Consider the following 23,374-nt stretch of genomic DNA (forward strand, 5'->3'; position numbering starts at 1 on the left):
AAATATAAAATGGTAAATACAGAAACAGATCTCACACTCAGTGGAGCATCTATTAAATTAGAAAATAATGAAAATTTGATGCGTATATTTTTTATCGCGTGCGTAGCTGCGATTGGTGGGTTTTTATTTGGCTTTGATAGCGGTGTAATTAATGGCACAGTTGATGGGCTTAAAGGTGCTTTTAACTCAGACAGCGTAGTAACAGGATTTAATGTAGCAAGCATGCTTTTAGGCTGTGCTATTGGTGCGTTAATAGCAGGTAAAAGTGCTGACCATTTTGGTCGTAAAAAAGTATTACTTGCGACCGCTGTTCTTTTTATTATTAGTGCATGGGGTTCAGGCATTGCAGGGGCGTCGGGAGAATTTATACTTTACCGCTTAATTGGTGGGTTAGCAGTAGGAGCGGCCTCTATAATAACACCTGCTTATATAAGCGAAATTGCCCCAGCACGTTTACGTGGTACGCTTACTTCTATTCAGCAAATTGCTATTATTCTAGGACTATTTTTCTCTTTTTTAAGTAACTATTCATTAGTACAAATATCTGGTAACTCAATCGACGTACTTTGGTTAGGCTTTGATACGTGGCGATGGATGTTTTGGATAGAGCTAGCTCCTGCAACTATGTTTTTAGTCACTTTATTTTTTATTCCAGAAAGTCCGCGTTTTTTAGCAATGAAAAACAAGCAACACGCAGGCTTAAAAACATTATCACAGTTATTTGGTGCTAATAAAGCTAAATCAATGTGGGAAGAAATTAGGCTGTCAGTAGATACCAGTGAAAAAACAAAAATAACTGACTTATTTAAGGCAGGTACATTTAACCTAAAACCTGTAGTTTATGTTGCAATTGGGCTTGCCATACTGCAGCAGCTAGTAGGTATTAATGTGGTGTTTTACTACGGTGCAGTACTATGGCAAGCAGTTGGCTTTTCAGAATCAGATGCGCTTTTTATCAATATAATTAGTGGCGTAATCAGCCTAGCAGGTTGTTTTATTACCTTATCGTTTATAGATAAGATAGGCAGAAAGCCATTTTTACTGATTGGATCACTAGGCATGACCTTCTCACTTGTTGGTTTAGTTGTTGCATTTTCTAACGGCACGATAGACCCTCAAGGACAATTACAACTTGGCGACTGGGGCTTTACCGCACTTGTACAGGCCAACTTATATGTATTCTTTTTTAATCTTTCATGGGGTCCTGTAATGTGGGTAATGCTCGGCGAGATATTTCCAAATAACATGAGGGGATTAGGCTTAGGGTTTGCAGGGCTTGCTCAATGGCTCGCTAACTTTTTAGTCACCATGACCTTTCCGATACTACTAGCTGGTGGAGGACTTGCACTTGCGTATTCGCTCTATGCTTTTTTTGCATTTATGTCGGTACTTTTTGTTATTTATTTAGTAACTGAAACCAAAGGAACGAAACTAGAAAACGTATAATTATACCGTCATGAATTATTTAATTTAGGACTAAAACCCTTTGCGTCTATTCTGTTAATTGATTAGACGCATCGCCTTCTTTTTGGTTGAGCCTCATAAAAAAATATTAACACTAACTTTAAGCAACTTTTCTAAATCGCCAATATAACGCTGAATAGTCGCTTATTTAGTTGTTTTTATTGGCTGAACTTGACTCTCTTTCAATTAATTCAAAATCTAAAATATGCCTTAAGTCTACGCTTTTTACATTGCTTAAATCATTATACTGACCCGATGCAAGTAAAGTAATCGCAAGCTCAGCCATTTCATTAATGGGCTGTTTTACCGTAGAAATATTTGGCCACACTATAGTTGCAAGTTGCGTGTCATCAAAGCCAACAACCGACAGTTCGCTTGGAATATTAATACCTTGTTTTTGAGCTATTGAAATCACGGCGGCTGCCATATCATCGTTAGCAGCAAAAATAGCTGTAGGCTTATCATTAAGCGAAAGTAAATTCATTGCCGCTTCCATACCCGATTGATAAGTAAAGCTGCCCTGCTCTATATACTCAGGAGGCGCTATAATCTTATTAGAACGCAGTGCATCTAAATAACCTTGGTAACGCAAACGGCTAACACCTTGTTTAGTGTCGCCAATAATATGTGCAATTTTGCTATGCCCTTGATTTATTAAATGCTCTGTAACATCAAACGCTGCTTGGTAATCGTCCATGCAAATATAAGGAGATCGATTTAACTTTGTATCTGGCGTTATTCTTACAAATGGTACTTGTGCCTTAGTAAGCACATCTAAAACCTGTTCGTTGTCGCACATAGGAGGCAACAAAATCATGCCATCTACCTGTGTAACATTAATAAGTTGCTTTACTGATTCAATTGTTTTGTCAATATCGCTATGCGCTTCGTCAACAACAAGGTGGTAGCCCAATGCGCGGCATTTTTTAAGCGCTGCCAATAAAAACTGGCTTATATACGAGTCACTTGGGTTATCGTACAACAGTCCTAAAAAGAATGACTTTGTGCTAGCAAGGCGCCTAGCCGACACATTAGGCCTATAGTTTAATTGCTCGACAACCGCCATTACTTTTTCGCGAGTTTTGTCGCTTACCTTTTTGTCATGGTTGAGCACGCGCGAAACCGTCATCATTGATACGCCCGCCTTTTCGGCTACATCTTTTATTCTTGCTCTTTTAAGGTCGGCCATTTCTTATTACCTACTCACAATCAATCGGTTATTATAATTAACTTTGATTTTTTATTTTACATAACGGCGAAGTCTAATATTGTTTGCATTGTGTTTTAAATAATTACTATTAATACATAATCAAAATAAAAAACAGGTGTTAGCGCCAACAAAGGCAGTAAAAATACAACAAATACCTTTTCATTAACACACTTAAAAAAACCGAACAGCATATTACATGTAATTTTGAATAAATTAATGGCGTTTAGCTTTAGGTCCGTGAAAATATAATGAATTTAGATCGTCTTTAGCCAATAATTTAAAATTTATTCTCTTAATCTATTTTTTTGACCTCTAAAATGCATTACTAACTATGTAACAAATTTAAACGTTAATTATAAAGCATAGTTTAAAAACTAGCTTGACTTAACAATATCAAATCAATTATGTTAGCGCTAACACTAAAACAACATTTAAGTACATCATTTATGTTCCTTGGTATCGATTTAGGCACCTCAGGTGTAAAAGTAATTATTTTAGACGAGCAGGACCACTTGCTTGCTCAAGCAAGTGGATCTTTAAGCGTTTCACGCCCAGCACCACTTTTTTCTGAGCAAAACCCTACAGATTGGTGGCTTGCTACCTGTAGTGCAATCGAGGATCTTAAAAATACTCACCCTGCATTACTAAAGTCGGTAAAAGCGGTGGGCCTTTCTGGGCAAATGCATGGCGCTACGCTGCTTGATAAAAACAATAATATTATTCGCCCAGCCATTTTATGGAACGACGGGCGTAGTGCTGCACAATGTGTAGAGCTTGAAAAACGCGAACCAAATTCTCGTAATATTACCGGCAACATAGCCATGCCGGGTTTTACTGCACCTAAATTGGTGTGGTTAAAAGAGTTTGAACCAGAAAATTTTGCAAAAGTAGCCAAAGTATTATTACCAAAAGACTACCTACGCTTTTTAATGACCGGCGATTTTGCATCAGACATGTCTGACTCAGCAGGCACATTGTGGCTAGACGTAGAAAAAAGAGTATGGTCTGAAAAAATGCTTAGTGCTTGCGGCTTAACAGAGCAACACATGCCTACCCTTTTTGAAGGCACACAAATTACAGGCAAATTAACAGCCCAAGTTGCTGCTAAATGGGGAATGGAGCAAGTACCTGTTGTTGCAGGCGGTGGCGATAATGCCGCAGGCGCTGCCGGTGTTGGCGTAGTAAAGCCACAACAAGCGTTTTTATCATTAGGTACATCGGGCGTTTACTTTGTTGCCAACGAAAAATACCTGCCTAACCCAGAAGGTGCTGTACATACTTTTTGTCATTGCATTGAAAACACCTGGCACCAAATGTCAGTGGTGTTAAGCGCAGCAAGCTGTTTAACCTGGGTTACTCAATTAACTGGTTTTGAAAACGAAGGCGCACTCCTTGAACAAGTAAGTAAATGCGACTTTAGCAAGCCAAGCTCAGTGATATTTTTACCTTATTTAACTGGCGAACGTACGCCGCATAATAACCCCGATGCCAAAGGCGTGTTTTTTGGTTTAGACAGTGATACAGATGCAGCTGCCCTTGGCCGCGCAGTACTCGAAGGCGTTGCGTTTGCTTTTGCCGATGGCCAACAAGTACTGCTTGATGCCGGCGCACAAATTGACGATGTAACCGTTATTGGTGGTGGTGCTAAAAGTCCACTGTGGGGAAAAATCATCGCAAGCGTACTTAACCGCCCCCTAATTTACCGAGAAGGCTCAGAAGTTGGTCCCGCATTTGGCGCAGCAAGACTTGCCCGAATAGCAGTAACACAACTCTCTGCACAACAAGTGTGTGTTAACGGCAAAGTTACGCAAACCATTGAGCCAGATCCAATCATGCAAGACTTTTACGCACAGCAATACACAACATATAAAGCACTTTACCACAGTCTAAAAAAACACTTTTAATACACGATTATAAAATTAATGGAGCACAATATGAGCGAGCAATTTTTTACAAACGTTGAAAAAATTAAATTTGAGGGTGAAAACTCTAAAAACCCATTTGCATTTCGTTACTACGACGAAAATAAAGTCGTTCTTGGTAAAACAATGAAAGAGCACCTTCGTTTTGCAGCGTGTTATTGGCATAATTTTTGTTCTACAGGGTTTGATATTTTTGGCGAGGGTACGTTTGACCGTCCTTGGATCCAACCTGTCGGCAACCAATTAGAACTTGCGGAACAAAAAGTAAAAGTAGCTTTTGAGTTTTTCGAAAAGCTAGGCGTCCCCTACTTTTGTTTTCATGATGTTGATATTGCACCTGAAGGTAAAACACTACAAGAAAGTCACGATAACGTAACGCACATAGCAAACATTATAGAAAAAGAAATGCAGCGTACAGGTGTAAAATTACTTTGGGGTACTGCTAACTTATTCTCAAACAAACGTTTTTGTGCAGGTGGTGCAACAAACCCTAATCCTAATACGTATGCATATGCAGCAGCTCAAGTTAAGCATGCAATGGAAATTACACATCGTTTAGGCGGTGAAAACTACGTACTTTGGGGGGGCCGTGAAGGTTACGATACACTTCTAAATACAGACCTTGCACAAGAAAGCGAACAGTACGCACGCTTTTTAAAAATGGTGGTCGAGCACAAGAAAAAAATTGGCTTTAAAGGCACATTATTAATTGAGCCAAAACCACAAGAGCCCACTAAACATCAGTACGATTACGATACAGCAACAGTGGCAGGCTTTTTACACAAGCACGGCTTACAAGACGAAATTAAAGTAAACATTGAAGCGAACCACGCTACACTTGCAGGTCATAGCTTCCACCACGAAATTGCCGTTGCTTGCGCTGAAGGTATTATGGGTAGTATTGATGCTAACCGTGGTGATATGCAAAACGGATGGGATACAGACCAATTCCCTAACGATGTAGCTGAGTGCACACTCATCATGTATGAAATTTTAAAAAATGGTGGTTTTACAACCGGTGGCTTTAACTTTGATACTAAACTTCGTCGTCAATCGTGTGAACGCGATGATTTATTCATCGGTCACATTGGTGGTATGGATACAATGGCTAAAGCATTACTCAATGCCGTAGCCATGATTGAAGGCGGCGAACTTACTGACTTTGTTGAAAAACGTTACGCAGGTTGGAAAGAAGAGCTAGGTCAAAGCATCCTTAATGGTGAACAATCATTGGAAAGTCTAGCTACGTTCGTTCATGAAAATGATATTGACCCTAAGCAAGTTTCTGGTCGCCAAGAACTGCTTGAAAATATTGTTAACCGCTACGTGTAAAGACATCGCCTCGGTTTTCAAGCCGAGGCGAACATCACTATTAACAAACCAAAATTATTCACAATAGCTTCCAAAACTGGCAATTTAGGGCGGATAAAGCCCGTAACTGGCTTATTAGTTTATTATTAATACTCAATTGAAAACCAAAAAAAACAGATAATGACGTTGAAGCCGTTTGTAATAATCTTGCTGCAAATTTAAACAATGAGTTTGAGCTATAAAATACTAAAAATAGCCCCAAGACCTCTAAGCGCGTTATCATACATCGGCAAAACATTAGCTGAGAACGTAAACAATCGTTTCATGATAATACGCTAGTATTTCAAAAACCGTATACACATTAAACGCCCCAAAAGTGCAAAGGCAACACGCTGCAGTGATAATATAAGAGCAACAAGAATTTCACCCTTTTACATGCGAATTGACTACTTCTTTTCTAATCCATTCCCTGTTGCAGCCCAGTAAATACCGCCATATATATGCTCGGTCAAAAACTCACTGCTATAAACCGCGCTTGTATGTCCAAGAGCTGTATAGAATGAGCGGCCACCGTCATAGTTGTGGTACCACGAAATTGGATGAAACGCGCCCATGCCTTTGCCTATTTTATTATTACCCCAGTCAACATGTGGATTATAACTCTGCTCATCTACCGTTAGTAAATAGTTTAATTTACTCAGTTCTGGACCAAATTCGTACCATTCGTCAGTCCATAACATTCGCTGTGGCATATGATTTAAACCAATAAAGCTATTATTGGCCACTTTACTTAAAACTGCAGTTTGAATAACTGGGTGAATACTAAAAGAGCGCCCTACTAACTTTTGATACCAAGGCCAATCGTACTCAGTATCAGACGCACTATGAACTCCAACAAAACCTTTACCAGATTTTATAAATCGCTCAAATGCTTTTTGCTCTTGAGTGTTTAAAATATCTCCCGTGGTTAGTAAAAACATCACGACATCAACATGAGCTAAATACTCGTCATTAAAATAATGGCTTTCTTCGTGCCAAACTAAATTAAAAAAATGTTTGTTAGCTAAATCTTCGATTGCTTTAACAGCGTTAGTTTTAGACTTATGATGCCACCCTTCATTTTTTGTAAATAAAAGCACATTGAATTGCTTTTTAGGCAGCGTTTCAAACCCTGTCCCATAGCTTTTGGTTACAGTTAATATGAAAATACCTAATATAAAAAAACTTAAAGTCAAAACTCTATAAAAGACATAAAACATAATATTCCTTATACATTTAGGGCAAACAGCAAGTTAAGAATAGATTTTTTAGTGTGATACACTTTAGCTAACTATACAATTTATTTTTATTTGTAAAATTTAATTTATCCTATGTTTTATTTTTAAAAATCCTAAATGATTATTATATTATTTCAACGCGGGAATACCCCTTTCAAAGCAGTCTCAAGCTCTTTAAATTTAATCGGCTTTGTGAGAACTTTGTTCATACCCACCTTAAAGCACGACGCTTTATTATCTTTTTCTGCATTTGCGGTTAATGCGTAAATTGGGACATCGCTGACAAATTTATCTCTTATACATTCTGCTGCTGTTAAACCATCCATTTCAGGCATCATGATATCCATTAAAACTAAATCAAACTTTTTACGCGAAAATAAGTCAATCGCTTCACGCCCATGATTAGCCAAAGTCACTTTATGATTTAGCTTCTCTAAATACGCCTTGATCAGTACTTGATTTGTTTTGTTATCTTCAGCGACTAAAATAGTCAGTGCCGATTGTGTATATATTACATTATGACTAACATGGGCCTCTTCAAATGGTATTGAAATGGTAAACGTACTACCTAAACCCAGTTGGTTATCTACTCTTATGTCTCCTCCCATTATGCCTAATAAGTTTTTTGAAATACTTAATCCTAATCCAACCCCTTCACTTTTACGGTTTATACTGTCATTCACTTGGCTAAATGGCTTAAAGATTAAATCTAAATGCTTTTTAGCTATACCAATACCCGAATCTTTTACCTCAAAAACAAGCTGTTCATTTTGTATCACTACGTTTAAGTTAATTTGACCATTTACTGTGTACTTAAACGCGTTACTAATTACATGCATGTTAATGAACAGTACGAACCCATTGTTGACTGTTTTTCCTATTGGCCTGAGTTCGCAAAATTTATAAATTGGAATATTGAAGGCTATCAAAATCTTAAATCACCAATGGATTTACTGCTGTTTGCAAACGTTATAGGTACCTCCTCTGTTGTGGTGAAAAAATCAGCCATTTGTTATATAGGTAAGTTTGATCAATCACTCAAAAGTGCAAGCGATTGGGATTGTTGGCTTAAATTAGCGCGTATTGGCAATGTGGCGTTTTCGAATCAGGTATCGATGGGTTATTTAATGAGAGCAGGCTCTACCACTGCTAACAGACAAAACCGCTTAAATGCGATGCAAACAATTATAGATCGCTGTAAAAACGATATTGGCGTGGCATCTCGCTTTAAAGCAAAAGCCAGAATGCTCGAATGTTATAGCGAATACTACCGAGAAATAGGTTTCAAATTTAAAGCTTTTTGCTTAGCCAGTGCTGCCTTTTTATTGTTTCCTCATAGGCGAAATCTTCAACACTTAATGCACGATATTAAACAGACTATTAAGTAAATTTAAAATGCATCTAAAATACTATTGTTAAAAGGCGCCTATTTTACTAAACGCCTTTTATTTTAGACTTATTTTATAACTTAACATTTTATGATCGCTGCCTTTAAAATCGGTAACCGCAAGGCTTTGTAATAAAACTTGCTCGCTCATAACACAATGATCGATAGGTAAACCCATTAAAATAAAACGCCCTTTTTCAAAAGGCATAAAACTCGTATAACGGGAGTGCCCAAAGCATGTTTGTTTTTGATCCCACTCAAAATATGACGACCACAGAACTATATTTAAATCGCCAGCCACTATCCATAAACCTTGTTCTTGCTGTGTTGCTTTGCTTAACGCTGCGAGCAAAGCGTTTCTATTTTGCCAATTTAACTGTGTACGTGGTGAAGGTGGATGCGCAACAAATGTAGTTATTAGCCTATCGTCGTATATAAATTTTAATTTTAAATACCCTAACTTGTCTCCTTGTAATTTAACTTGTTGCTTATACACCATGGGTATGCGCGATAAAACAATCATACCGTAAGGTATTCCCTCCACATCTTCATACCCAAACATATCAGTTGAAGTTACAAACTGACTTAATAGGTCGCGATTTTTATCGCTAAATTCTTGTAAAATTAGCCCCCCCCACTTTTCGTCACGTAACCTTGATAAATGGGCAGTAAGGTACTTATTACTGTAATTTACGTTTATTTGCTTAATAGACAAAACGCGCGCTTGCACCGAATCGGTTATAGGTAAGGTAATTAAAACAGGACCCAATCCTAATGCGCATATAATAATCGTCGCGGCCCCTAGTTTATAGAGCTTCAGTAGTAAAAGAACACACCCGCACCCAACAGCAATACATAAAATTTGTATTCTCAAAGAGGCTAATACATCGGCATAAAAGTGAGTAAATGGGTTAAACGCAAGTGCAATGCACACGGTTGTTGCACATATAAAAATAACCCGCAAAAATGAATTTTGCGGGTTATTATTTGCATAGGCTTTTAATATATATTTTCCTAGAATACGCTTTATCGAATAACAAACTGCTGCTGTGCTTTATCAGATTCGTACTGCCAAGTGAATAAGAGCGGTTCAGTCGACTCATCGTAAAACCAAATTTCAGCAATTAATTCAATACCTTGATTGCTTAACACTAACTGCGTATCGAGTGCGGTATTACTAAGAGGACCTCTATAAATACAGTTATTGTAATCTGCCCGTTGAACTCCCTCCTTTTTTTGGCACACATTCAAGTAGGCTCTTATATCGCCCATGCCTAGGTTTACATCAACATCAAGTGAATACTTAGTAGATAAATTAAATTCGTCATCAACAGTGATTGCATTAATTCCTGTTGGATTACTTGCTGGTGTAGAGGTCGTAGATACCGTAGCGACTGCCGGTGCTTTTGTCTCTTCTGAACCAACACCGCCACAAGCTGTTAATCCTATTGAAAGTGATAAAATTAATAGTGACTTTTTCATTACTGTTCCCCTTTCACAACAACATTACTGATACTGTAATCATTAAACCACGTTGGCTTTTCTTTGCCCGAAGATTGAGCAAATTCAGCAAAGCTGCCGTATGCATCGGTTATATCTATACCTTCGAGTGGATGAAGCCATTGCCCAAGGTAAGCCATTTTCGTTAAGAAAATACAAACCATTGCCTTGCACACTGGCATCGTCTGCGTTTGTAACGTTGTAAAGTGAAGTATCAAACGCTTCTGTCGGTGCTTGGTTTTTAATATGCACTTCCCAGCCACGCGCGTTTTTACCGACTAAAAAATCACCGTGATAAAAACCATCTGTTGCAAAAATAAAAGGGGCAAGTAGCGTACCAGGTGAAACACTTTTGGCCTTTGGCTCTTTTAGAGGAATGCTCATACTAAAGGTAACTTTTACGTTTTCATCGGAATTATCTTCTGTTCTAAAATAGCTACAGCCCGACTCTTTTGAAACATGCGCCCAAGTGTCTTGCATAAAAATGCTTTGCTAGGACACGATTCGAATGGTTGACTAAGCACAGCGCACGGAAATGCAAGTAAGCACGCGGTTGCAAATTTGTTTAGTTTCATAATTTAGCCCCTAATGAGTTTAGTGTTTAAACCATTGCAGGGTCCGTTCCAAAACTTAAGCTATTGAAAATCAATATGTAAAGTATGAACAACTTAAGATTCATGCATCTTGCAATAGATTCAGTTGCATTTTGCAAAATACAGAAGCGTGCAGAAGAGAGGTTTTTATGTTTGCTTATACTTCATGCACTGGCTTTGTTTAATGAATATGCTTTAATAAAATGATTATATTGAAAGCAGTGACAACTATTTTTAAGACTAAAACAACTAATTGGGGTGTGTTGGTCTTTGCGATTTAATCTAAAACTCAAGGTGATATAAGGAATTAATATGAGCATTATGTTCGATATGTTTTTATGGCTACTAATTGATACGGCCTTTGGTTTTTTATTTTATTCAACCGGCTGCCTCGTGCTAAAAGGAGTCACTTTTGGTAGTTATAAAATGCAATTTAAGGATTTTGCGAGTTTTAAAAAAGGTAAGTCAAAAAAAGTTGTGCCGCTGATTGCGCTAGGTGTTGGTTTTTACGTATTTTTAATTTTGTTTTTTGTTTATATAAATAGCTAATATAAATTCCTCCTACAAAACATAAATTTAATATATTTATGTTAACTTTATTTTTAAATCCTTCAAGAACAAAGCAATTATAATCAAGTGCTTGATACTATAAGTATTACAGTACCGTAAAATATAAACCACTATTTTTTAAATAAGAAAACCGGACATCAATTTCATTCAAACAATTTAACACTCCTAAACTTATTCATCTCAAAATATTGGTTTTAGTTGTTTTCAAAAAAGTCTAGCAATGTGCAAGTATTCATTTTCATGCACCAAAACGGTGATTCTTAATTTCAAAAATCAGCTCGATAATAATCTCTACTTCGCTAAACAAACACAACCTACTGTTTTAGATTGATTTTAGTTTTCATTGAAAATAATTTTCTATAAATGGAACAAGGGTTGCAATCAAAAATAAAAATGAAAACGGAATTAATATAATGCACACAGTAAATCCTCTCACAAAACAATTTTTATTCGCAGCTAAACACCAAGAAATAAACTCACTTAAAGAATTACAAAATAGCTGTGCCGCTTTTACAAAGTTAGGCAACTTTATGCATCAACTGCAAAAAGAACGCGCCATGAGTAATGTTTTTTTAACGTCAAAAGATGCGCGCTTTAGCAGTGAACTAAAGCAGCAAATACCCATAACAGACATTGCACAAAATGAGTTTTACGACTCTATTACAGCGACCTTTCTATCTAATAATGCCGTATCAAGACAACCACAGTTGTACAATTTAATTACTTTTAGCCTACAAACACTAGACGTACTACCTGCTTTGCGCCATCAGATAAACAAGCAAAACGTAACACCTGAGCATTCAACGCAATCGTTCACTCAACTTATAACAAGTTTGTTAAATGTTATTTTAGAAGTCGCTGATGGCACTAACGAACCCTGTATAAGTCGCCTTTTAATTGCCTACTTTAACTTTATTAAACATAAAGAATACGCTGGCCAAGAGCGAGCTTGCGGCGCACAGGCGTTTTCTTCGAGTAAATTTACACAAGATCAGAAAGCAAAATTAGCTTTTTTTGTACAAGAACAGAGTCATAGCATTTCGATTTTTAATCAATACGCAGACGACCATTTACTAAAATGCTACACCACATTGAAAGAACATCCAGTAAACAAACAGGTAGAACAGCTAAGAAGTTTATTGCAAAAATTTGATGACGAAAACACACAGCCACTCTCACACCTAAGCGAAGTTTGGTACGAAGTAACTTCAACACGTTTTAATATCATGCACAAAATAGAGAAAAACATTAACGATCATTTAATCGACTGTGCAGCAATGAAAATTGCATGCGCTCAACGAAAATTAAATGCCAACAAAAAACTAATCAGTACCTTAGAGCAGCAATATATACCTGCAACTGTCGGACAGTTAGCGCTTAAAAATCATGAACCAACAAATAACTCAGCTACCACGCTCAGCTGTAATAAAGTCATGTACGATTTGATTTTGGAGCAAATCAAGCACATTAAAAAAATTGACCAAGCTTTGATGGATGTAAAGCAACCTATTAACGAACAAAAGGTCATTTATCAAGCTAAGACTATTTTAATTAAACAGCTTAAAATTAGTGAAGAACATGCCCACCAGCAACTTCAAAAACAGGCCATGGAGTCACTTAGTTCGCTGTATGCTGTCGCTAAAAAAATAATTGAACTGGATGATAACGATTAGCATAGTTAAAAGCACATACCATTAGTGTTAAAAAGGTATTTTCCATAACACTGAATGTAAGCTGGCTCTTTAAATTACAGAGACAGCTTTTTTTTAATTTTAGTTTGCCACTCAAGCGCAAGCTCGGGGAGTTCAAGTGCGGCGAGTAATACGCTTTCATAATCTGGGTAGTGTTTATCAAAAAACGCCTGAAACAACGATTTTACTGAAATGTTGTGTATGGCTTTATGTTCAATAATGACGGCATCCCCTGTTTTAGCCATACCTGCCTCAAGCACTCTAAAGTAAACACCCGTGTGGTAATACTGAGTAAACAATTTTAGGCTTTGTTTATTATTAAGTGCAATGGCAAGCTTAAAGCACGGCACACGGGGCTGGCTTACCTCAAGCAGTGCAGTACCTACACGAATACGATCCCCTATATGAATATTTTGTTCATCAAGGTCTGAAATTGTAAAGTTTTCGCCAAAGGCACCTGCTGCTAAATCATCATTATCAAGTGTGCGCCGCCAGTAATCATAATGATTATCCGAAAACGCATATACTGCTTTATCAATACCGCCGTGATTGACTAAATCGGCTTGTTCATCACCTATAATATTTAGCTTTTCAATAACAACCGGCTCATTGGTGGGCGTTTTAAAAATACCAGTTTTAATGGTTTTTCCGTTATGAGCAACCGTTTTTATTTTAGAGATATTGGTAGAGATTATATGCATTTACTTAATTGCATCCTGTTCGATATTTTGCCACTTACTCAGTGCTTGCTTGTCGCTTTGTTTAAACTCAACCCAGTTTGATGAGTCTTTAAAATGCTCTTTTTTCCAAAACGTAGCGTGGTTTTTTAAGTAATCCATTATAAATTGTGCACCTTCAAACGCGGCTTGGCGGTGGCGGCTGGTTACGCCAACAAATACAATTTGCTCACCAAGGGCTAAATAACCGACTCGATGAATAATGCTTATACGGGCAAGTTGCCAGCGTGTTTGCGCTTGCTCGGCTATCGATTGCAGTAGTTGCTCAGTCATACCTGGGTAGTGTTCAAGTTCAAGCGCGATTACGTTATCGCCGCTACTAAATTCTCGCACAAGCCCTGTAAACGTCACTACTGCACCATCACTTTTATTATTACTGCAAAGTGCGTTATGTTGCTCGCCTACTGAAAAATCCATCGTTTGTACTTTAATGCTTATACTCATTAGCCACCTGTCACGGGTGGGAAAAAAGCAAGTTCATCCCCTGCTTTTACAAGCGCATCGCTTGATGACATAGTTTGATTAAGTGCACACAATACATCACGCTCTTCAAGCCATGCCTGCCAATGCGGGTTTTGCTCAACCAACATATGTTTAAACGCTGTAATGCTAAGGGAGTGCGCTATATCTACGGTTAACTTATCGCACTTTAGGCGCTCTTTAAGTTGGCCAAAAAAGAGTACATTTACATGCCCTGCAGCTGCATTCGTATTATTTAAATTAACCTCGCTGCCAGCTGCCATGCTTGCCTCCTGCTTTTTGCGTTACGCGCATACCGTGGATTTCCATAAGCGGATCGGCAGCTTTACACATATCAAATAGGGTAAGGGTAGCCACAGATACAGCGGTGAGCGCTTCCATTTCAACGCCCGTTTTGCCCGCCAATTTACAGTAGCTGGTTACTTTAATTTGGCTGTTTGCTTCATCAAGTTCAAAATCAACGGCTACTTTACTCAGTGCAAGCGGGTGACAAAGCGGAATTAAATCGGCGCACTTTTTAGCGCCCTGAATACCCGCAATACGGGCAACGCCTAGGACGTCACCTTTTTTATTTTGATTAAGCAACACTTGCTCAAAGGCCTGTTTGCTCATTTTAATGTAGGCCTCGGCAGATGCATCGCGCAAAGTAACTTCTTTTAGCGATACATCAACCATGTTTGCTTGGCCATTTTCGTCTACGTGGCTCAGCATATTATTGCTCTCGTGATTCGCATTTTTTACCAATCGTAATATGCGGGGCAAAGTTACATGGCTTATGCATTGAGTCTAACTGATCTTTTATAATACCTGTCCAGGCTGTTTTACATGCACCCGTAGAGCCCGGCATACAAAAAATAACCGTGTTATTAGCAAGGCCTGCCAGTGCACGCGATTGAATAGTTGAGTTACCAATTTCGCCGTACGAAATATGCCTAAATAGCTCGCCAAATCCATCTACACTTTTATCAAACAGCGGTGCAAATGCCTCTGGTGTTGAGTCGCGCTCGGTAAAACCCGTACCACCGGTTACTAAAATAGCGTGAATGGTGTCATCGGCAATCCACTGCGATGCAACTGCACGCATTTGATAAACATCATCTTTAACGATGTCTTTATCCGCTAAGTGATGGCCTGCCTCAGTAAGGGCTTTAATTAAATAATGGCCTGAGGTATCCGTAATTTCATCGCGTGTATCGCTTACCGTCATTACGGCAATGTTTAATGCTATTTGTGATTCAGTTGTATGGCTCATAAGATCTTCTTGAAAAAGTTAGTTATTACAGTAATTAACTTGCTACTGTTCAGTATTACATTTTTATAAGTATTGGTGTTTATTATATAATTCACAATAACACCTGCGCTCATGTAATCCAAAAGACTAATTTGGTGGGTTTATTGTTACTTTACTGTTGTGAGTATCTGTTTTTAATAGTATTAGTAGCTGCTTCCTTACGAATATACAGGGCTAATAGTTCATTTTCAAAGTAAGACGCGCGTATTTATAAGCGTTATTGTTTAATAAAAATAACTTACCTTATTAAAAAAGTAACTTTAACTAACTGACCTGATAACTTAAAAACTATTTTCACCCTTTTATTGCCTATATATTTAACTACTTGGTATTGTGTGAAAAAATAATGAGATGCTTTATATGACTAAACCGCCATTAACCTACCAACAACAACTTCGCTACTCGCGTCATATAATGCTTCCTAAATTAGATATAGAGGGGCAAGAAAAAATATGGCAGTCGCATGTGCTAATTGTGGGGTTAGGTGGTTTGGGCTGCCCTGTTGCACAGTACTTAGTTGCCTCAGGTGTGGGAACATTAACGCTTGTAGATAACGACGTGGTTGATGCGACTAACTTGCAAAGGCAGGTGCTTTACAAACAAACAGATGTGGGAAGCTTAAAAACACACGCCGCTAAAGCGCAGCTAACTCGCTTAAATAATGAAATAGATATACACACAATCGATGCAATTTTAGATGAAAAGTCAACGCTTGACGAGTTATTAAGTAATATTGATATAGTCATTGATTGCTCTGATAACTTAACTACACGTAATGTATTAAACACAGCCTGTTATAAAACAAAAACCCCATTAGTATCGGGCGCTGCAATTAGAATGGAAGGCCAAGTTGCCTGTTTTACAATGCAAGAAAATAGCCACTGTTATGAGTGTTTATCGCAGTTCATGTCTGATCAAACACAAAGCTGCTCAGAATCAGGCGTGCTATCACCCATTGTAGGATTAATTGGCAGTATTCAAGCCACAGAGGCGTTAAAAATGCTTGCGGGTTTACCAAGCGGATTGAGCGAGCATTTACTGCTAGTTGATGGGTTAAGTATGGAGTTTAATCGCTTTAAAATTACAAAAAACAGTCACTGTGCTACGTGCAGCTAAAACCGACTTTACACTACTCTAGATTATGAATAGTCGCATAAAGTGTATCGCCTTCTTTATAGTTGTTTTGATCCCATACTCTTGCTGAAAGTAAGCAATACAGGCTTTGCCCGTCTACATCTAGCGTAAGTTGCCATGTTTTATCTATAAGTTCTGCACTGTGCAGCGAACATATCAAAACATTGCTGTTATTTGTATTTAATGGCATTTCTGCACTTACTGATATTTGCTCACACTCTAATATAAGTTTATTTCCTTGCTCTACAGCGCTAGGTAATGCAAATAGCTGCTGCTCGCTTTTGTGTAGTTTAAGCAAATACACACCGTATTTTTCATCAAATGTGATGATTTGAAAGTTAATTAAGCTTAGCGGTGCTTGTTTATCATTAGCGTAAATAGCTTTAGCGACCTGCGCACTTGGGCCGTGATTAATTACCTTACCACTATTAAGTTGCACAAGGGTATCGCAACAAAACAACAGCTCCTTTAAAGAGTGGCTCACTATTATAAATTTAATATTAAACGTTGCCGCCAATTCACTTAATGTTGAGAGTGTTTTAAAGCGCAGTGGCCAGTCAAGAGCGCTAAATGGTTCATCTAAAATAATAAATTTTTGCCCTGCTAATAATGTGCGGGCAAATACAACACGTTGGCGCTCTCCACCCGACAAACTATGTACATCGCGCTTTAATAACGGGTGTAATTCAAGCGCCTCTATTACTTTTTGCTCGGTTAAATCAGTTTGCCTATTAGTACAATGTTTTTGTGTAAACGCTAAATTACCTGCCACATCTAAATGCGGAAATAATGGGCAAGATTGAACTTGTAACGTAACACCGCGTTGTTCAGTTGGTAAATGATGTACCGATTTATTATTTATGTAAACACTCTGCTCACCTTCAAGGCCACTAATACAACGTAGCAAGGTGGACTTACCCGAGCCGGACGGGCCAAAAATTCCCGCAATAGTAAAAGATTCAAGATGAAGGTTTATGTCTAAATCAAAGCTATTTAGCGATTTATAAAGGGCTAACTTAATCATACTATTGCTTAACCCCCACTAGGCTTTTATTAAATTTAAATAACAGCACTAAACAGGCAAACGAAATAGCGAGTAAAATAAGCGAAAGCTGATGCGCAGCTGCATAATTTAACGATTCCACGTGGTCGTACAAAGCAATAGAAACCACTTGAGTCTCTCCTTGTATGTTGCCACCAATCATCAGCACTAAGCCAAACTCCCCGAGTGTATGCGCAAAACCCAATGCAAACGCACTCCCTATACTGGGTTTTAATAACGGTAAAATTAAATAAACAAAGCGTTTAAAGTGGCTCAAACCCAAGGCAATTGCAGCCTCGTTATAGGTTTGATTAATTTGCTTAAACCCTGCCACTAAAGGTTGCATTACAAAAGGCAAAGAATAAAAAAGTGAACCAATAGCCACCCCCTGAAAACTAAACGCCAGCTGGGTACCTGTTAACCAAAACCAAAACTGCCCAACAGCATGCGTGGGTGAAAATAAAACAAGTAAGTAAAAACCAAGTAAAGTAGGAGGAAGTACAAGCGGCATTGCAATGAGTGCCTCTAAAAACGGTTTAAATTTACCTCTATACCCTGCTAACTTATATGCAACAGGAATACAGAAAATAAGCAGCAGCACAGCGGTTATAAAAGCTAACTTGACCGTTAGCCACAGTGCCGTTAAATCACTTTGAAGCATTGCTATCCTTTATTCTATACCCTAATTCAACAAGCTTTTTTTGTATGTTGCTACTCATTAAAAAATCCAATAGCTTTTGAGCGCTCAATATTTTTTTACTCGTTTTAATAATCACCCCCTGTTGAATAATTTCGGGGTACTCATTCGGTGGTATTAACTTATACGACAAATACCGTGGGTCTTGACTATTATTAAACGCCATTTTTAATGTAGAAACAGCCACGACCCCTACAGATGCATTGCCACTTTGAACAAACTGAAAGGCTTGTGTAATGTTATTTCCATATACATAACTTATTGGCTTTTTAAAATTGGCATTAGCGTAAAACTCAGACGCTTGCCCATAAGGTGAAAAACGCGGGTTAGCTATAGCTACTTTTTCATTTATTTTATTAGCATTAGGCTGCCATATAGCAAGTTCACCGAGCGCATAAGTAACTAATGTACTTTCACTAGCAAATCCCTCTTTGATTAATGCTTGCGGGCGCACATCGTCAGCCGATAAAAACACATCAAACGGCGCACCATGCACAATTTGAGAATATAACACCCCACTCGATGCTGCAGATATTTTTACTCGCATACCCGGAATTGGGGAGTCTTGCAGCAAGGTTTGTAACACGGATTTAAAATTACTTGCCACCGCAACATGTATTGTTTCTTTTGCGTTTAACGAGCTTGAAAACACGCAAATACCAAACAAAAAATAACCCAGCCATGTATTGTAAAGCTTTGACATTGTAAGTATTGTTTTAAAAAATGAATTAAGTAAGCAATATATATGAACGATGTTTGCAATGCACCCGGTTTATTACCTATAGAAACCGCAATCAGTAATATGTTGGACGCAATTAGCTTCAATAAACTCACCGAAACAATACCTTTAATGACTAGCGTTGGCCGCATTTTAGCTACTGATGTTAAATCAACAATTAATGTACCCGCATATGATAACTCGGCGATGGACGGCTATGCACTGTGTATCAGCGACGGCCTTACTACCTACAAACAAATAGGCAGTGTATTTGCGGGTCAAACCTTCGACAAAACATTAACGCCTGGGCAATGTGTAAGAATTATGACTGGTGCAGCACTGCCACCAGGTGCTAACGCCGTTGTTATGCAAGAAAACGCCACAGTTAATAACGATGAAATTACTTTTTCAGGCACTATTGAGCTCAATAATAATGTCCGTTTTGCAGGCGGGGACATTGAAAAAAACAGTGTGGTATTAAAAGCAGGCAGAAAGCTTAAAGGCGTAGACGTTGGATTATTAGCCTCTATTGGTATTAACGAAGTAAACGTTTACGAAACACTCAAAGTAGCCGTGTTCTCAACTGGTGACGAACTAATAGAGCCGGGTAATGCACTTCCTGCTGGCGCTATTTATGAAAGTAATCGCGCTGTAATTATTAGCGAACTTAATGATCCCAATATAGAGGTTATTGATTTTGGTATTATTCCTGATGACAAAACCCTAATCAAAAATATATTTTTAAAAGCGAACGAGCAAGCCGATGCCGTTATTAGCTCTGGTGGTGTATCGGTTGGTGAAGCCGACTTCACAAAAGAAGTATTAAACGACATTGGCGATATTCACTTTTGGAAAATAGCCATGAAACCAGGCAAACCCTTTGCCTTTGGCAAATTGCCAAACAGCTACTTTTTTGGTTTACCTGGCAATCCAGTTTCTGCCGCCGTTACGCTTGAGCGACTTGTAAAGCCAGCATTGACTAAACTATCGGGCAATGAGCATAAAGCCACGCTGCGTTTAAAAGCAGTCACAACCCAGCAAATTAAAAAGCGCCCTGGCCGTACAGATTTTCAACGTGGTATTGCTAGTAACGATGAAAACAATAACCTTGTTGTTACACCTGTTGAAAAACAAGGCTCAGGTGTACTGTCGTCTCTTAGTAAAGCTAACTGTTTAATTGTAGTCCCTGCGCAAAGCGGAAACATTGCACAAGGCGAAACCGTTGAAGTAGAACTACTATAATACCAGCGAGCAATAATACAAAAAGCCCAACTAGGTCTTCACCTTGTTGGGCTTTTTAGTATTCGTTTATAAAACTAACGGTGGTTTAGAACAACGATTCAAAATCACCATTTGGAAATAAAACACCTGGAATACCACGAACAGCGGTAACCTCAGCAATTTTAGTATCCCCAAAATATAAACCGCCACTGTAATTACGCCCCGCTTGTTTTACATCTAACCAGCGACCGTTTTCACCTTTTGCAACTAGGCTAATATTACCATTAACATCGCGAATACGAAGATCCAACGCTTGTCCTTGAGTACTCACATATATATCCGTTGATGTTAGCTCTGTTAAATTATCTACAGCACCCACATAAGCAAATTTAAAATCGTTAGCGGCACTTAGTGGAAAATCTAATTCAAAGGTAAATGCTAAATCATCATTTTCTTCACCAATAAAAGGTGACGATTCAATTGCAGTAATGTGAAACGCGGTATTTTGAATATCACTCTCAAAATCACCTTGAAAATTAAAAGACGATAACGTATTAGACACCTCGCCAAATGAGTCTACAAAACGATTTAAATTTAACGACAAATCCCCTGCTAACTTACCATTAGCCTTATTAATAACAACATTAGTAGTGAGTTGTGCAATACCAGTATCAGCGTCTGGGTTTGTTTCGTTTACAACGTCAATACCATCAAACTGAATCAGTAACTCGCTAACATCAACACTCAGTACTGTTGCACCATTGGTTACCGTGGCACTCATTACCCCCTCAATTTTATTACCTAACACGCCACTTACTCTGAAAGTAGGAATAGATAAGTCTATACTAATGGGTAAGTCATCGTAGGTACCCGTAATAGCCCAAGTATAAGGCGATTTACTGTAATCAATGTCTAAATCTCTCAGCGAATATTGCCCAGCAGGCACTGAATCATCAGCCAGCGGAGAATAATTTGTTATCACCTCGTTGAGCGCATTAGTCAGTGCTGTACGCGTTGCTTGAGTATCCTCATCAAACGCGCCCTCAAGTTCAGCAAACTTAGCATCAAGTTCTTCTGAGTAGCTTTTTTCTTGAAGCCTTGCCACGCCAATAATGTTTCTAACATCAACAAGTAGCTCTCTTGACTCTAAGCTTTGTGCTTCGCTTACACGTGGCTCCCACTGCTGATAAGTAGTAACACTCGCAATGGTTTGGTTTACTTGGCCAGCAACGTTAGGTAGTAAGCCATTTCCCTGTTCATTAAACAGGTTATCAGGAATATATTGAGCAGCTAATTGGCTGTAATCTTGCCATGCTTGCTGCTCAGTATCATTACTAGAAAAGGCATTAAATGCAGCGTTAACATTAAATGTGCTGTCGGCTACGCCTGCTATAATTGCGGCATACGTAAATGCATTTGTAACCATTTCAGCTTCAACACTGGCAGTAAGGTTACTGTGCGTTAAATGATAAAATGGCGTGGCCGATAAACTGGCCTTTGCTGCACTTAAGCCGGCATCAGTAATCGCTGTACTTAAAGGAGAAAAATACACCGCGTTAACACCAGGGGCAATAAACGCATCGGCCTTATAATTTAATGTAACAGACGTTGGTTCTTGAAAATCAACTAAACGGTTACCGTTTAAATCATTAGGATCATCACGTACTGTTCTGCCACAACCGGTAAATCGTGGACAAGATAGCAAGGTATCATCAGGTATAAATTCAAAGCGACTGTATGTAAGCGGCGTTACACTTATGCTAAACGTATTAATGTTATCTACTTCAATCGACTCTTGAATAACACCTTCGTTATTTAAAATATTGAGTGTACCCTTCGGCGACTGCCAGTTGGCGACATAAAAACGTGCTGTAGAATTAGTTGTAATTTGAGTTACACTAACGCTTTCGTTGTTATCAGTACTCGAAGATGATCCACCACAACCCGCTAATGCTAGTGCAACCCCTAAAGGTATTATTTGTTTTAACATCTTCATTCCTTAAAACTTAATGTTCATGTACCAATTTATATTTGCATAATATGCTTTATCCAAATCTAAACTATCGGTTTGCAAATTAAGACCAAAATACTTGCTTTCAATCCCCACTAAGTAAGCCTTGCTTTTAGTTTCGTAGCCAGCCTGTACTTTCCAATGGTCCCAAAAGTGAACTCGCCCTTTTAACTGGCTAAATGTATCTTGATCATAGCGTTTAAGAGTTAATTGAGTCGAAAATCGATCATTAATTCTGTAATCAGCAAACGCTTGCATGCGCATTTTCATGTCAAAATCGTGAGATTGCGTATTACCAAATGACGACGTTTTTAATGATACCGTTGGCTGAGTTATTATGTCGCCATTGTCGTTTTGGCTAAAGGGGATCTCAGTGGTTTGGCCGTTAACAAAACCACTGTCTTCGTAATCTGTTTTGTAAATTAAGTCTTTAACGCTAAAACCTACATGTAACTCGTCATTTACTTGCCAATCAGCAAAAATATCTAGGCTGTAACCTAGCCCTTCTGGGTTTTCAGAGGGAGTAAACTTTTTAAATAAAATATCTTTTGAATAGTTATAATCTACGGAAATATCGCCTTCTACTTCATCGCTATAAATGCGCCCATCAACAATTCCGTCTTGAAAATGCGTACTCGCAAATACAGACAGTTTTGGGGTAATGGTTAATGCGTTTTTGTCTAAAAATTTAAAATCGTAAGACACAAAAACACCATTAGACGTTGCCTGTTTGGCGTCTAAATAGTAAGTGTAATATCTATCTTCAAAAGCAAGATCATTTTTTTCGGTGTGTGTGTATTTTGCCGTATCAGGGTCAAAGTTTAATACGTAGTCAAAGCGACTTTGCAGTCCAACTTTAAAGTTACCGTATCCGACACCTACTTCAAAAATATTGTACGTAAATGCACTGTCACCCGATGTCAGCGGCGCATCAAAGTCATCAACAAATGCCTGAACTGGTTGCGCTTCGGTATAGATTTCTGCGTCAAAATGAGTAAAAACTTGAAACTGATTATTGGCGGATGCAAGTGGAGAAAGTAGAGCTGATGAAAATCCTAGCAAAAGAATTTTTTTTTTCATAATTTAATCGCTTTCAATAAAAAAAGGGAAAAGCGCAA

General features: G+C 38.3%; 23 protein-coding genes and 1 pseudogene. 8 read left to right on the plus strand and 16 right to left on the minus strand.

Annotation, left to right across the window (positions count from 1 at the left end; all coding sequences use genetic code 11):
* Positions 1-9: 9 nt before the first annotated feature.
* Complete coding sequence (locus ACFI34_RS01075) at positions 10-1,446, plus strand: sugar porter family MFS transporter (RefSeq protein WP_462672077.1); 1,437 nt, start codon at positions 10-12, stop codon at positions 1,444-1,446.
* Positions 1,447-1,612: 166 nt separating this feature from the next.
* On the opposite strand, the gene ACFI34_RS01080 is transcribed toward ACFI34_RS01075, so the two are convergent.
* On the minus strand, positions 1,613-2,653 hold the full coding sequence (locus ACFI34_RS01080; protein ID WP_462672078.1) for a LacI family DNA-binding transcriptional regulator: 1,041 nt from the start codon (positions 2,651-2,653) through the stop codon (positions 1,613-1,615).
* A gap of 467 nt (positions 2,654-3,120) precedes the next feature.
* Here ACFI34_RS01080 and xylB point away from each other — a divergent pair, with 467 nt between their 5' ends.
* Both xylB and xylA read left to right on the plus strand, forming a co-directional pair.
* Complete coding sequence (xylB, locus tag ACFI34_RS01085) at positions 3,121-4,578, plus strand: xylulokinase (RefSeq protein ID WP_462672079.1); 1,458 nt, start codon at positions 3,121-3,123, stop codon at positions 4,576-4,578.
* A gap of 30 nt (positions 4,579-4,608) precedes the next feature.
* Positions 4,609-5,928: a xylose isomerase gene (gene xylA, locus ACFI34_RS01090; protein WP_462672080.1), complete on the plus strand. Its 1,320-nt coding sequence runs from the start codon at positions 4,609-4,611 to the stop codon at positions 5,926-5,928.
* 425 nt (positions 5,929-6,353) lie between these two features.
* Here xylA and ACFI34_RS01095 read toward each other — a convergent pair whose 3' ends face one another.
* Both ACFI34_RS01095 and ACFI34_RS01100 read right to left on the minus strand, forming a co-directional pair.
* A complete protein-coding gene (locus ACFI34_RS01095) occupies positions 6,354-7,166 on the minus strand; it encodes a ThuA domain-containing protein (protein ID WP_462672081.1) in 813 nt (270 codons plus the stop codon).
* 152 nt (positions 7,167-7,318) lie between these two features.
* Complete coding sequence (locus ACFI34_RS01100; RefSeq protein WP_462672082.1) at positions 7,319-8,023, minus strand: response regulator; 705 nt, start codon at positions 8,021-8,023, stop codon at positions 7,319-7,321.
* Between ACFI34_RS01100 and ACFI34_RS01105 the strand changes: the two genes are divergently transcribed.
* Positions 8,018-8,572: a hypothetical protein gene (locus ACFI34_RS01105; protein ID WP_462672083.1), complete on the plus strand. Its 555-nt coding sequence runs from the start codon at positions 8,018-8,020 to the stop codon at positions 8,570-8,572. The genes ACFI34_RS01100 and ACFI34_RS01105 overlap by 6 nt on opposite strands.
* 57 nt (positions 8,573-8,629) lie before the next feature.
* Here the strand turns inward: ACFI34_RS01105 and ACFI34_RS01110 are convergent, their stop codons facing one another.
* The 3 genes and pseudogenes from ACFI34_RS01110 to ACFI34_RS01120 all read right to left on the minus strand — a co-directional run bounded on the left by ACFI34_RS01110 (position 8,630) and on the right by ACFI34_RS01120 (position 10,551).
* The gene (locus ACFI34_RS01110) at positions 8,630-9,505 is read right to left on the minus strand and encodes an endonuclease/exonuclease/phosphatase family protein (protein ID WP_462672084.1); all 876 of its coding nucleotides are present in this window, start codon (positions 9,503-9,505) and stop codon (positions 8,630-8,632) included.
* Positions 9,506-9,597: 92 nt separating this feature from the next.
* The gene (locus tag ACFI34_RS01115) at positions 9,598-10,053 is read right to left on the minus strand and encodes a hypothetical protein (RefSeq protein WP_462672085.1); all 456 of its coding nucleotides are present in this window, start codon (positions 10,051-10,053) and stop codon (positions 9,598-9,600) included.
* Positions 10,053-10,551: pseudogene (locus tag ACFI34_RS01120) on the minus strand (DUF4842 domain-containing protein). Before ACFI34_RS01120 ends, ACFI34_RS01115 begins: the two are co-directional and overlap by 1 nt.
* Before the next feature lie 425 nt (positions 10,552-10,976).
* Between ACFI34_RS01120 and ACFI34_RS01125 the strand changes: the two are divergent.
* Both ACFI34_RS01125 and ACFI34_RS01130 read left to right on the plus strand, forming a co-directional pair.
* Positions 10,977-11,213: a hypothetical protein gene (locus tag ACFI34_RS01125; protein WP_462672086.1), complete on the plus strand. Its 237-nt coding sequence runs from the start codon at positions 10,977-10,979 to the stop codon at positions 11,211-11,213.
* Positions 11,214-11,647: 434 nt separating this feature from the next.
* On the plus strand, positions 11,648-12,907 hold the full coding sequence (locus ACFI34_RS01130) for a nitrate- and nitrite sensing domain-containing protein (protein ID WP_462672087.1): 1,260 nt from the start codon (positions 11,648-11,650) through the stop codon (positions 12,905-12,907).
* A gap of 74 nt (positions 12,908-12,981) precedes the next feature.
* Here ACFI34_RS01130 and ACFI34_RS01135 read toward each other — a convergent pair whose 3' ends face one another.
* Genes ACFI34_RS01135 through moaB form a run of 5 tightly spaced genes read right to left on the minus strand, consistent with a single transcriptional unit; the run spans position 12,982 to position 15,394 of the window.
* Positions 12,982-13,626: an MOSC domain-containing protein gene (locus ACFI34_RS01135; protein ID WP_462672088.1), complete on the minus strand. Its 645-nt coding sequence runs from the start codon at positions 13,624-13,626 to the stop codon at positions 12,982-12,984.
* On the minus strand, positions 13,627-14,106 hold the full coding sequence (moaE, locus tag ACFI34_RS01140) for a molybdopterin synthase catalytic subunit MoaE (RefSeq protein WP_462672089.1): 480 nt from the start codon (positions 14,104-14,106) through the stop codon (positions 13,627-13,629).
* Positions 14,106-14,405, minus strand: a complete 300-nt coding sequence (locus ACFI34_RS01145; RefSeq protein ID WP_462672090.1) for a MoaD/ThiS family protein — start codon at positions 14,403-14,405, stop codon at positions 14,106-14,108. The genes moaE and ACFI34_RS01145 overlap by 1 nt, the downstream gene beginning before the upstream one ends.
* Positions 14,383-14,853: a cyclic pyranopterin monophosphate synthase MoaC gene (gene moaC / locus ACFI34_RS01150; protein ID WP_462672091.1), complete on the minus strand. Its 471-nt coding sequence runs from the start codon at positions 14,851-14,853 to the stop codon at positions 14,383-14,385. Before moaC ends, ACFI34_RS01145 begins: the two co-directional genes overlap by 23 nt.
* A gap of 1 nt (position 14,854) precedes the next feature.
* Complete coding sequence (gene moaB, locus ACFI34_RS01155) at positions 14,855-15,394, minus strand: molybdenum cofactor biosynthesis protein B (RefSeq protein ID WP_004587753.1); 540 nt, start codon at positions 15,392-15,394, stop codon at positions 14,855-14,857.
* Positions 15,395-15,793: 399 nt separating this feature from the next.
* On the opposite strand from moaB, the gene ACFI34_RS01160 reads away from it, so the two are divergent.
* Complete coding sequence (locus tag ACFI34_RS01160; protein ID WP_462672092.1) at positions 15,794-16,549, plus strand: HesA/MoeB/ThiF family protein; 756 nt, start codon at positions 15,794-15,796, stop codon at positions 16,547-16,549.
* A gap of 13 nt (positions 16,550-16,562) precedes the next feature.
* On the opposite strand, the gene ACFI34_RS01165 is transcribed toward ACFI34_RS01160, so the two are convergent.
* From ACFI34_RS01165 to modA, 3 genes are read right to left on the minus strand one after another with little or no spacing between them, the layout of a single operon-like run.
* On the minus strand, positions 16,563-17,591 hold the full coding sequence (locus ACFI34_RS01165) for an ATP-binding cassette domain-containing protein (protein ID WP_462672093.1): 1,029 nt from the start codon (positions 17,589-17,591) through the stop codon (positions 16,563-16,565).
* A 1-nt stretch (position 17,592) separates the two neighbouring features.
* The gene (gene modB / locus ACFI34_RS01170; protein ID WP_462672094.1) at positions 17,593-18,270 is read right to left on the minus strand and encodes a molybdate ABC transporter permease subunit; all 678 of its coding nucleotides are present in this window, start codon (positions 18,268-18,270) and stop codon (positions 17,593-17,595) included.
* Positions 18,257-19,009, minus strand: coding sequence for a molybdate ABC transporter substrate-binding protein (gene modA, locus ACFI34_RS01175; RefSeq protein WP_462672095.1), 753 nt, complete (start codon positions 19,007-19,009; stop codon positions 18,257-18,259). Before modA ends, modB begins: the two co-directional genes overlap by 14 nt.
* Before the next feature lie 42 nt (positions 19,010-19,051).
* On the opposite strand from modA, the gene moeA reads away from it, so the two are divergent.
* Entirely contained in the window at positions 19,052-20,266 is a 1,215-nt protein-coding gene (gene moeA / locus ACFI34_RS01180) for a molybdopterin molybdotransferase MoeA (protein ID WP_462672096.1), read from the plus strand.
* An 85-nt stretch (positions 20,267-20,351) separates the two neighbouring features.
* Here moeA and ACFI34_RS01185 read toward each other — a convergent pair whose 3' ends face one another.
* The gene (locus ACFI34_RS01185) at positions 20,352-22,235 is read right to left on the minus strand and encodes a hypothetical protein (protein ID WP_462672097.1); all 1,884 of its coding nucleotides are present in this window, start codon (positions 22,233-22,235) and stop codon (positions 20,352-20,354) included.
* A gap of 9 nt (positions 22,236-22,244) precedes the next feature.
* Positions 22,245-23,336, minus strand: a complete 1,092-nt coding sequence (locus ACFI34_RS01190; RefSeq protein ID WP_462672098.1) for a hypothetical protein — start codon at positions 23,334-23,336, stop codon at positions 22,245-22,247.
* Between the last annotated feature and the right edge of the window lie 38 nt (positions 23,337-23,374).

This window comes from Pseudoalteromonas sp. PSi26 (genome assembly GCF_054960575.1).

Excerpts from the sequence above, each read along its gene's own strand:
- ACFI34_RS01075 (WP_462672077.1), top strand. The coding sequence starts at position 10 with ATGGTAAATACAGAAACAGATCTCACACTCAGTGGAGCATCTATTAAA.
- ACFI34_RS01080 (WP_462672078.1), bottom strand. The coding sequence starts at position 2,653 with ATGGCCGACCTTAAAAGAGCAAGAATAAAAGATGTAGCCGAAAAGGCG.
- xylB (WP_462672079.1), top strand. The coding sequence starts at position 3,121 with ATGTTCCTTGGTATCGATTTAGGCACCTCAGGTGTAAAAGTAATTATT.
- xylA (WP_462672080.1), top strand. The coding sequence starts at position 4,609 with ATGAGCGAGCAATTTTTTACAAACGTTGAAAAAATTAAATTTGAGGGT.
- ACFI34_RS01095 (WP_462672081.1), bottom strand. The coding sequence starts at position 7,166 with ATGTTTTATGTCTTTTATAGAGTTTTGACTTTAAGTTTTTTTATATTA.
- ACFI34_RS01105 (WP_462672083.1), top strand. The coding sequence starts at position 8,018 with ATGCATGTTAATGAACAGTACGAACCCATTGTTGACTGTTTTTCCTAT.
- ACFI34_RS01100 (WP_462672082.1), bottom strand. The coding sequence starts at position 8,023 with ATGCATGTAATTAGTAACGCGTTTAAGTACACAGTAAATGGTCAAATT.
- ACFI34_RS01115 (WP_462672085.1), bottom strand. The coding sequence starts at position 10,053 with ATGAAAAAGTCACTATTAATTTTATCACTTTCAATAGGATTAACAGCT.
- ACFI34_RS01125 (WP_462672086.1), top strand. The coding sequence starts at position 10,977 with ATGAGCATTATGTTCGATATGTTTTTATGGCTACTAATTGATACGGCC.
- ACFI34_RS01130 (WP_462672087.1), top strand. The coding sequence starts at position 11,648 with ATGCACACAGTAAATCCTCTCACAAAACAATTTTTATTCGCAGCTAAA.
- ACFI34_RS01135 (WP_462672088.1), bottom strand. The coding sequence starts at position 13,626 with ATGCATATAATCTCTACCAATATCTCTAAAATAAAAACGGTTGCTCAT.
- moaE (WP_462672089.1), bottom strand. The coding sequence starts at position 14,106 with ATGAGTATAAGCATTAAAGTACAAACGATGGATTTTTCAGTAGGCGAG.
- ACFI34_RS01145 (WP_462672090.1), bottom strand. The coding sequence starts at position 14,405 with ATGGCAGCTGGCAGCGAGGTTAATTTAAATAATACGAATGCAGCTGCA.
- moaC (WP_462672091.1), bottom strand. The coding sequence starts at position 14,853 with ATGCTGAGCCACGTAGACGAAAATGGCCAAGCAAACATGGTTGATGTA.
- moaB (WP_004587753.1), bottom strand. The coding sequence starts at position 15,394 with ATGAGCCATACAACTGAATCACAAATAGCATTAAACATTGCCGTAATG.
- ACFI34_RS01160 (WP_462672092.1), top strand. The coding sequence starts at position 15,794 with ATGACTAAACCGCCATTAACCTACCAACAACAACTTCGCTACTCGCGT.
- ACFI34_RS01165 (WP_462672093.1), bottom strand. The coding sequence starts at position 17,591 with ATGATTAAGTTAGCCCTTTATAAATCGCTAAATAGCTTTGATTTAGAC.
- modB (WP_462672094.1), bottom strand. The coding sequence starts at position 18,270 with ATGCTTCAAAGTGATTTAACGGCACTGTGGCTAACGGTCAAGTTAGCT.
- modA (WP_462672095.1), bottom strand. The coding sequence starts at position 19,009 with ATGTCAAAGCTTTACAATACATGGCTGGGTTATTTTTTGTTTGGTATT.
- moeA (WP_462672096.1), top strand. The coding sequence starts at position 19,052 with ATGAACGATGTTTGCAATGCACCCGGTTTATTACCTATAGAAACCGCA.
- ACFI34_RS01185 (WP_462672097.1), bottom strand. The coding sequence starts at position 22,235 with ATGTTAAAACAAATAATACCTTTAGGGGTTGCACTAGCATTAGCGGGT.
- ACFI34_RS01190 (WP_462672098.1), bottom strand. The coding sequence starts at position 23,336 with ATGAAAAAAAAAATTCTTTTGCTAGGATTTTCATCAGCTCTACTTTCT.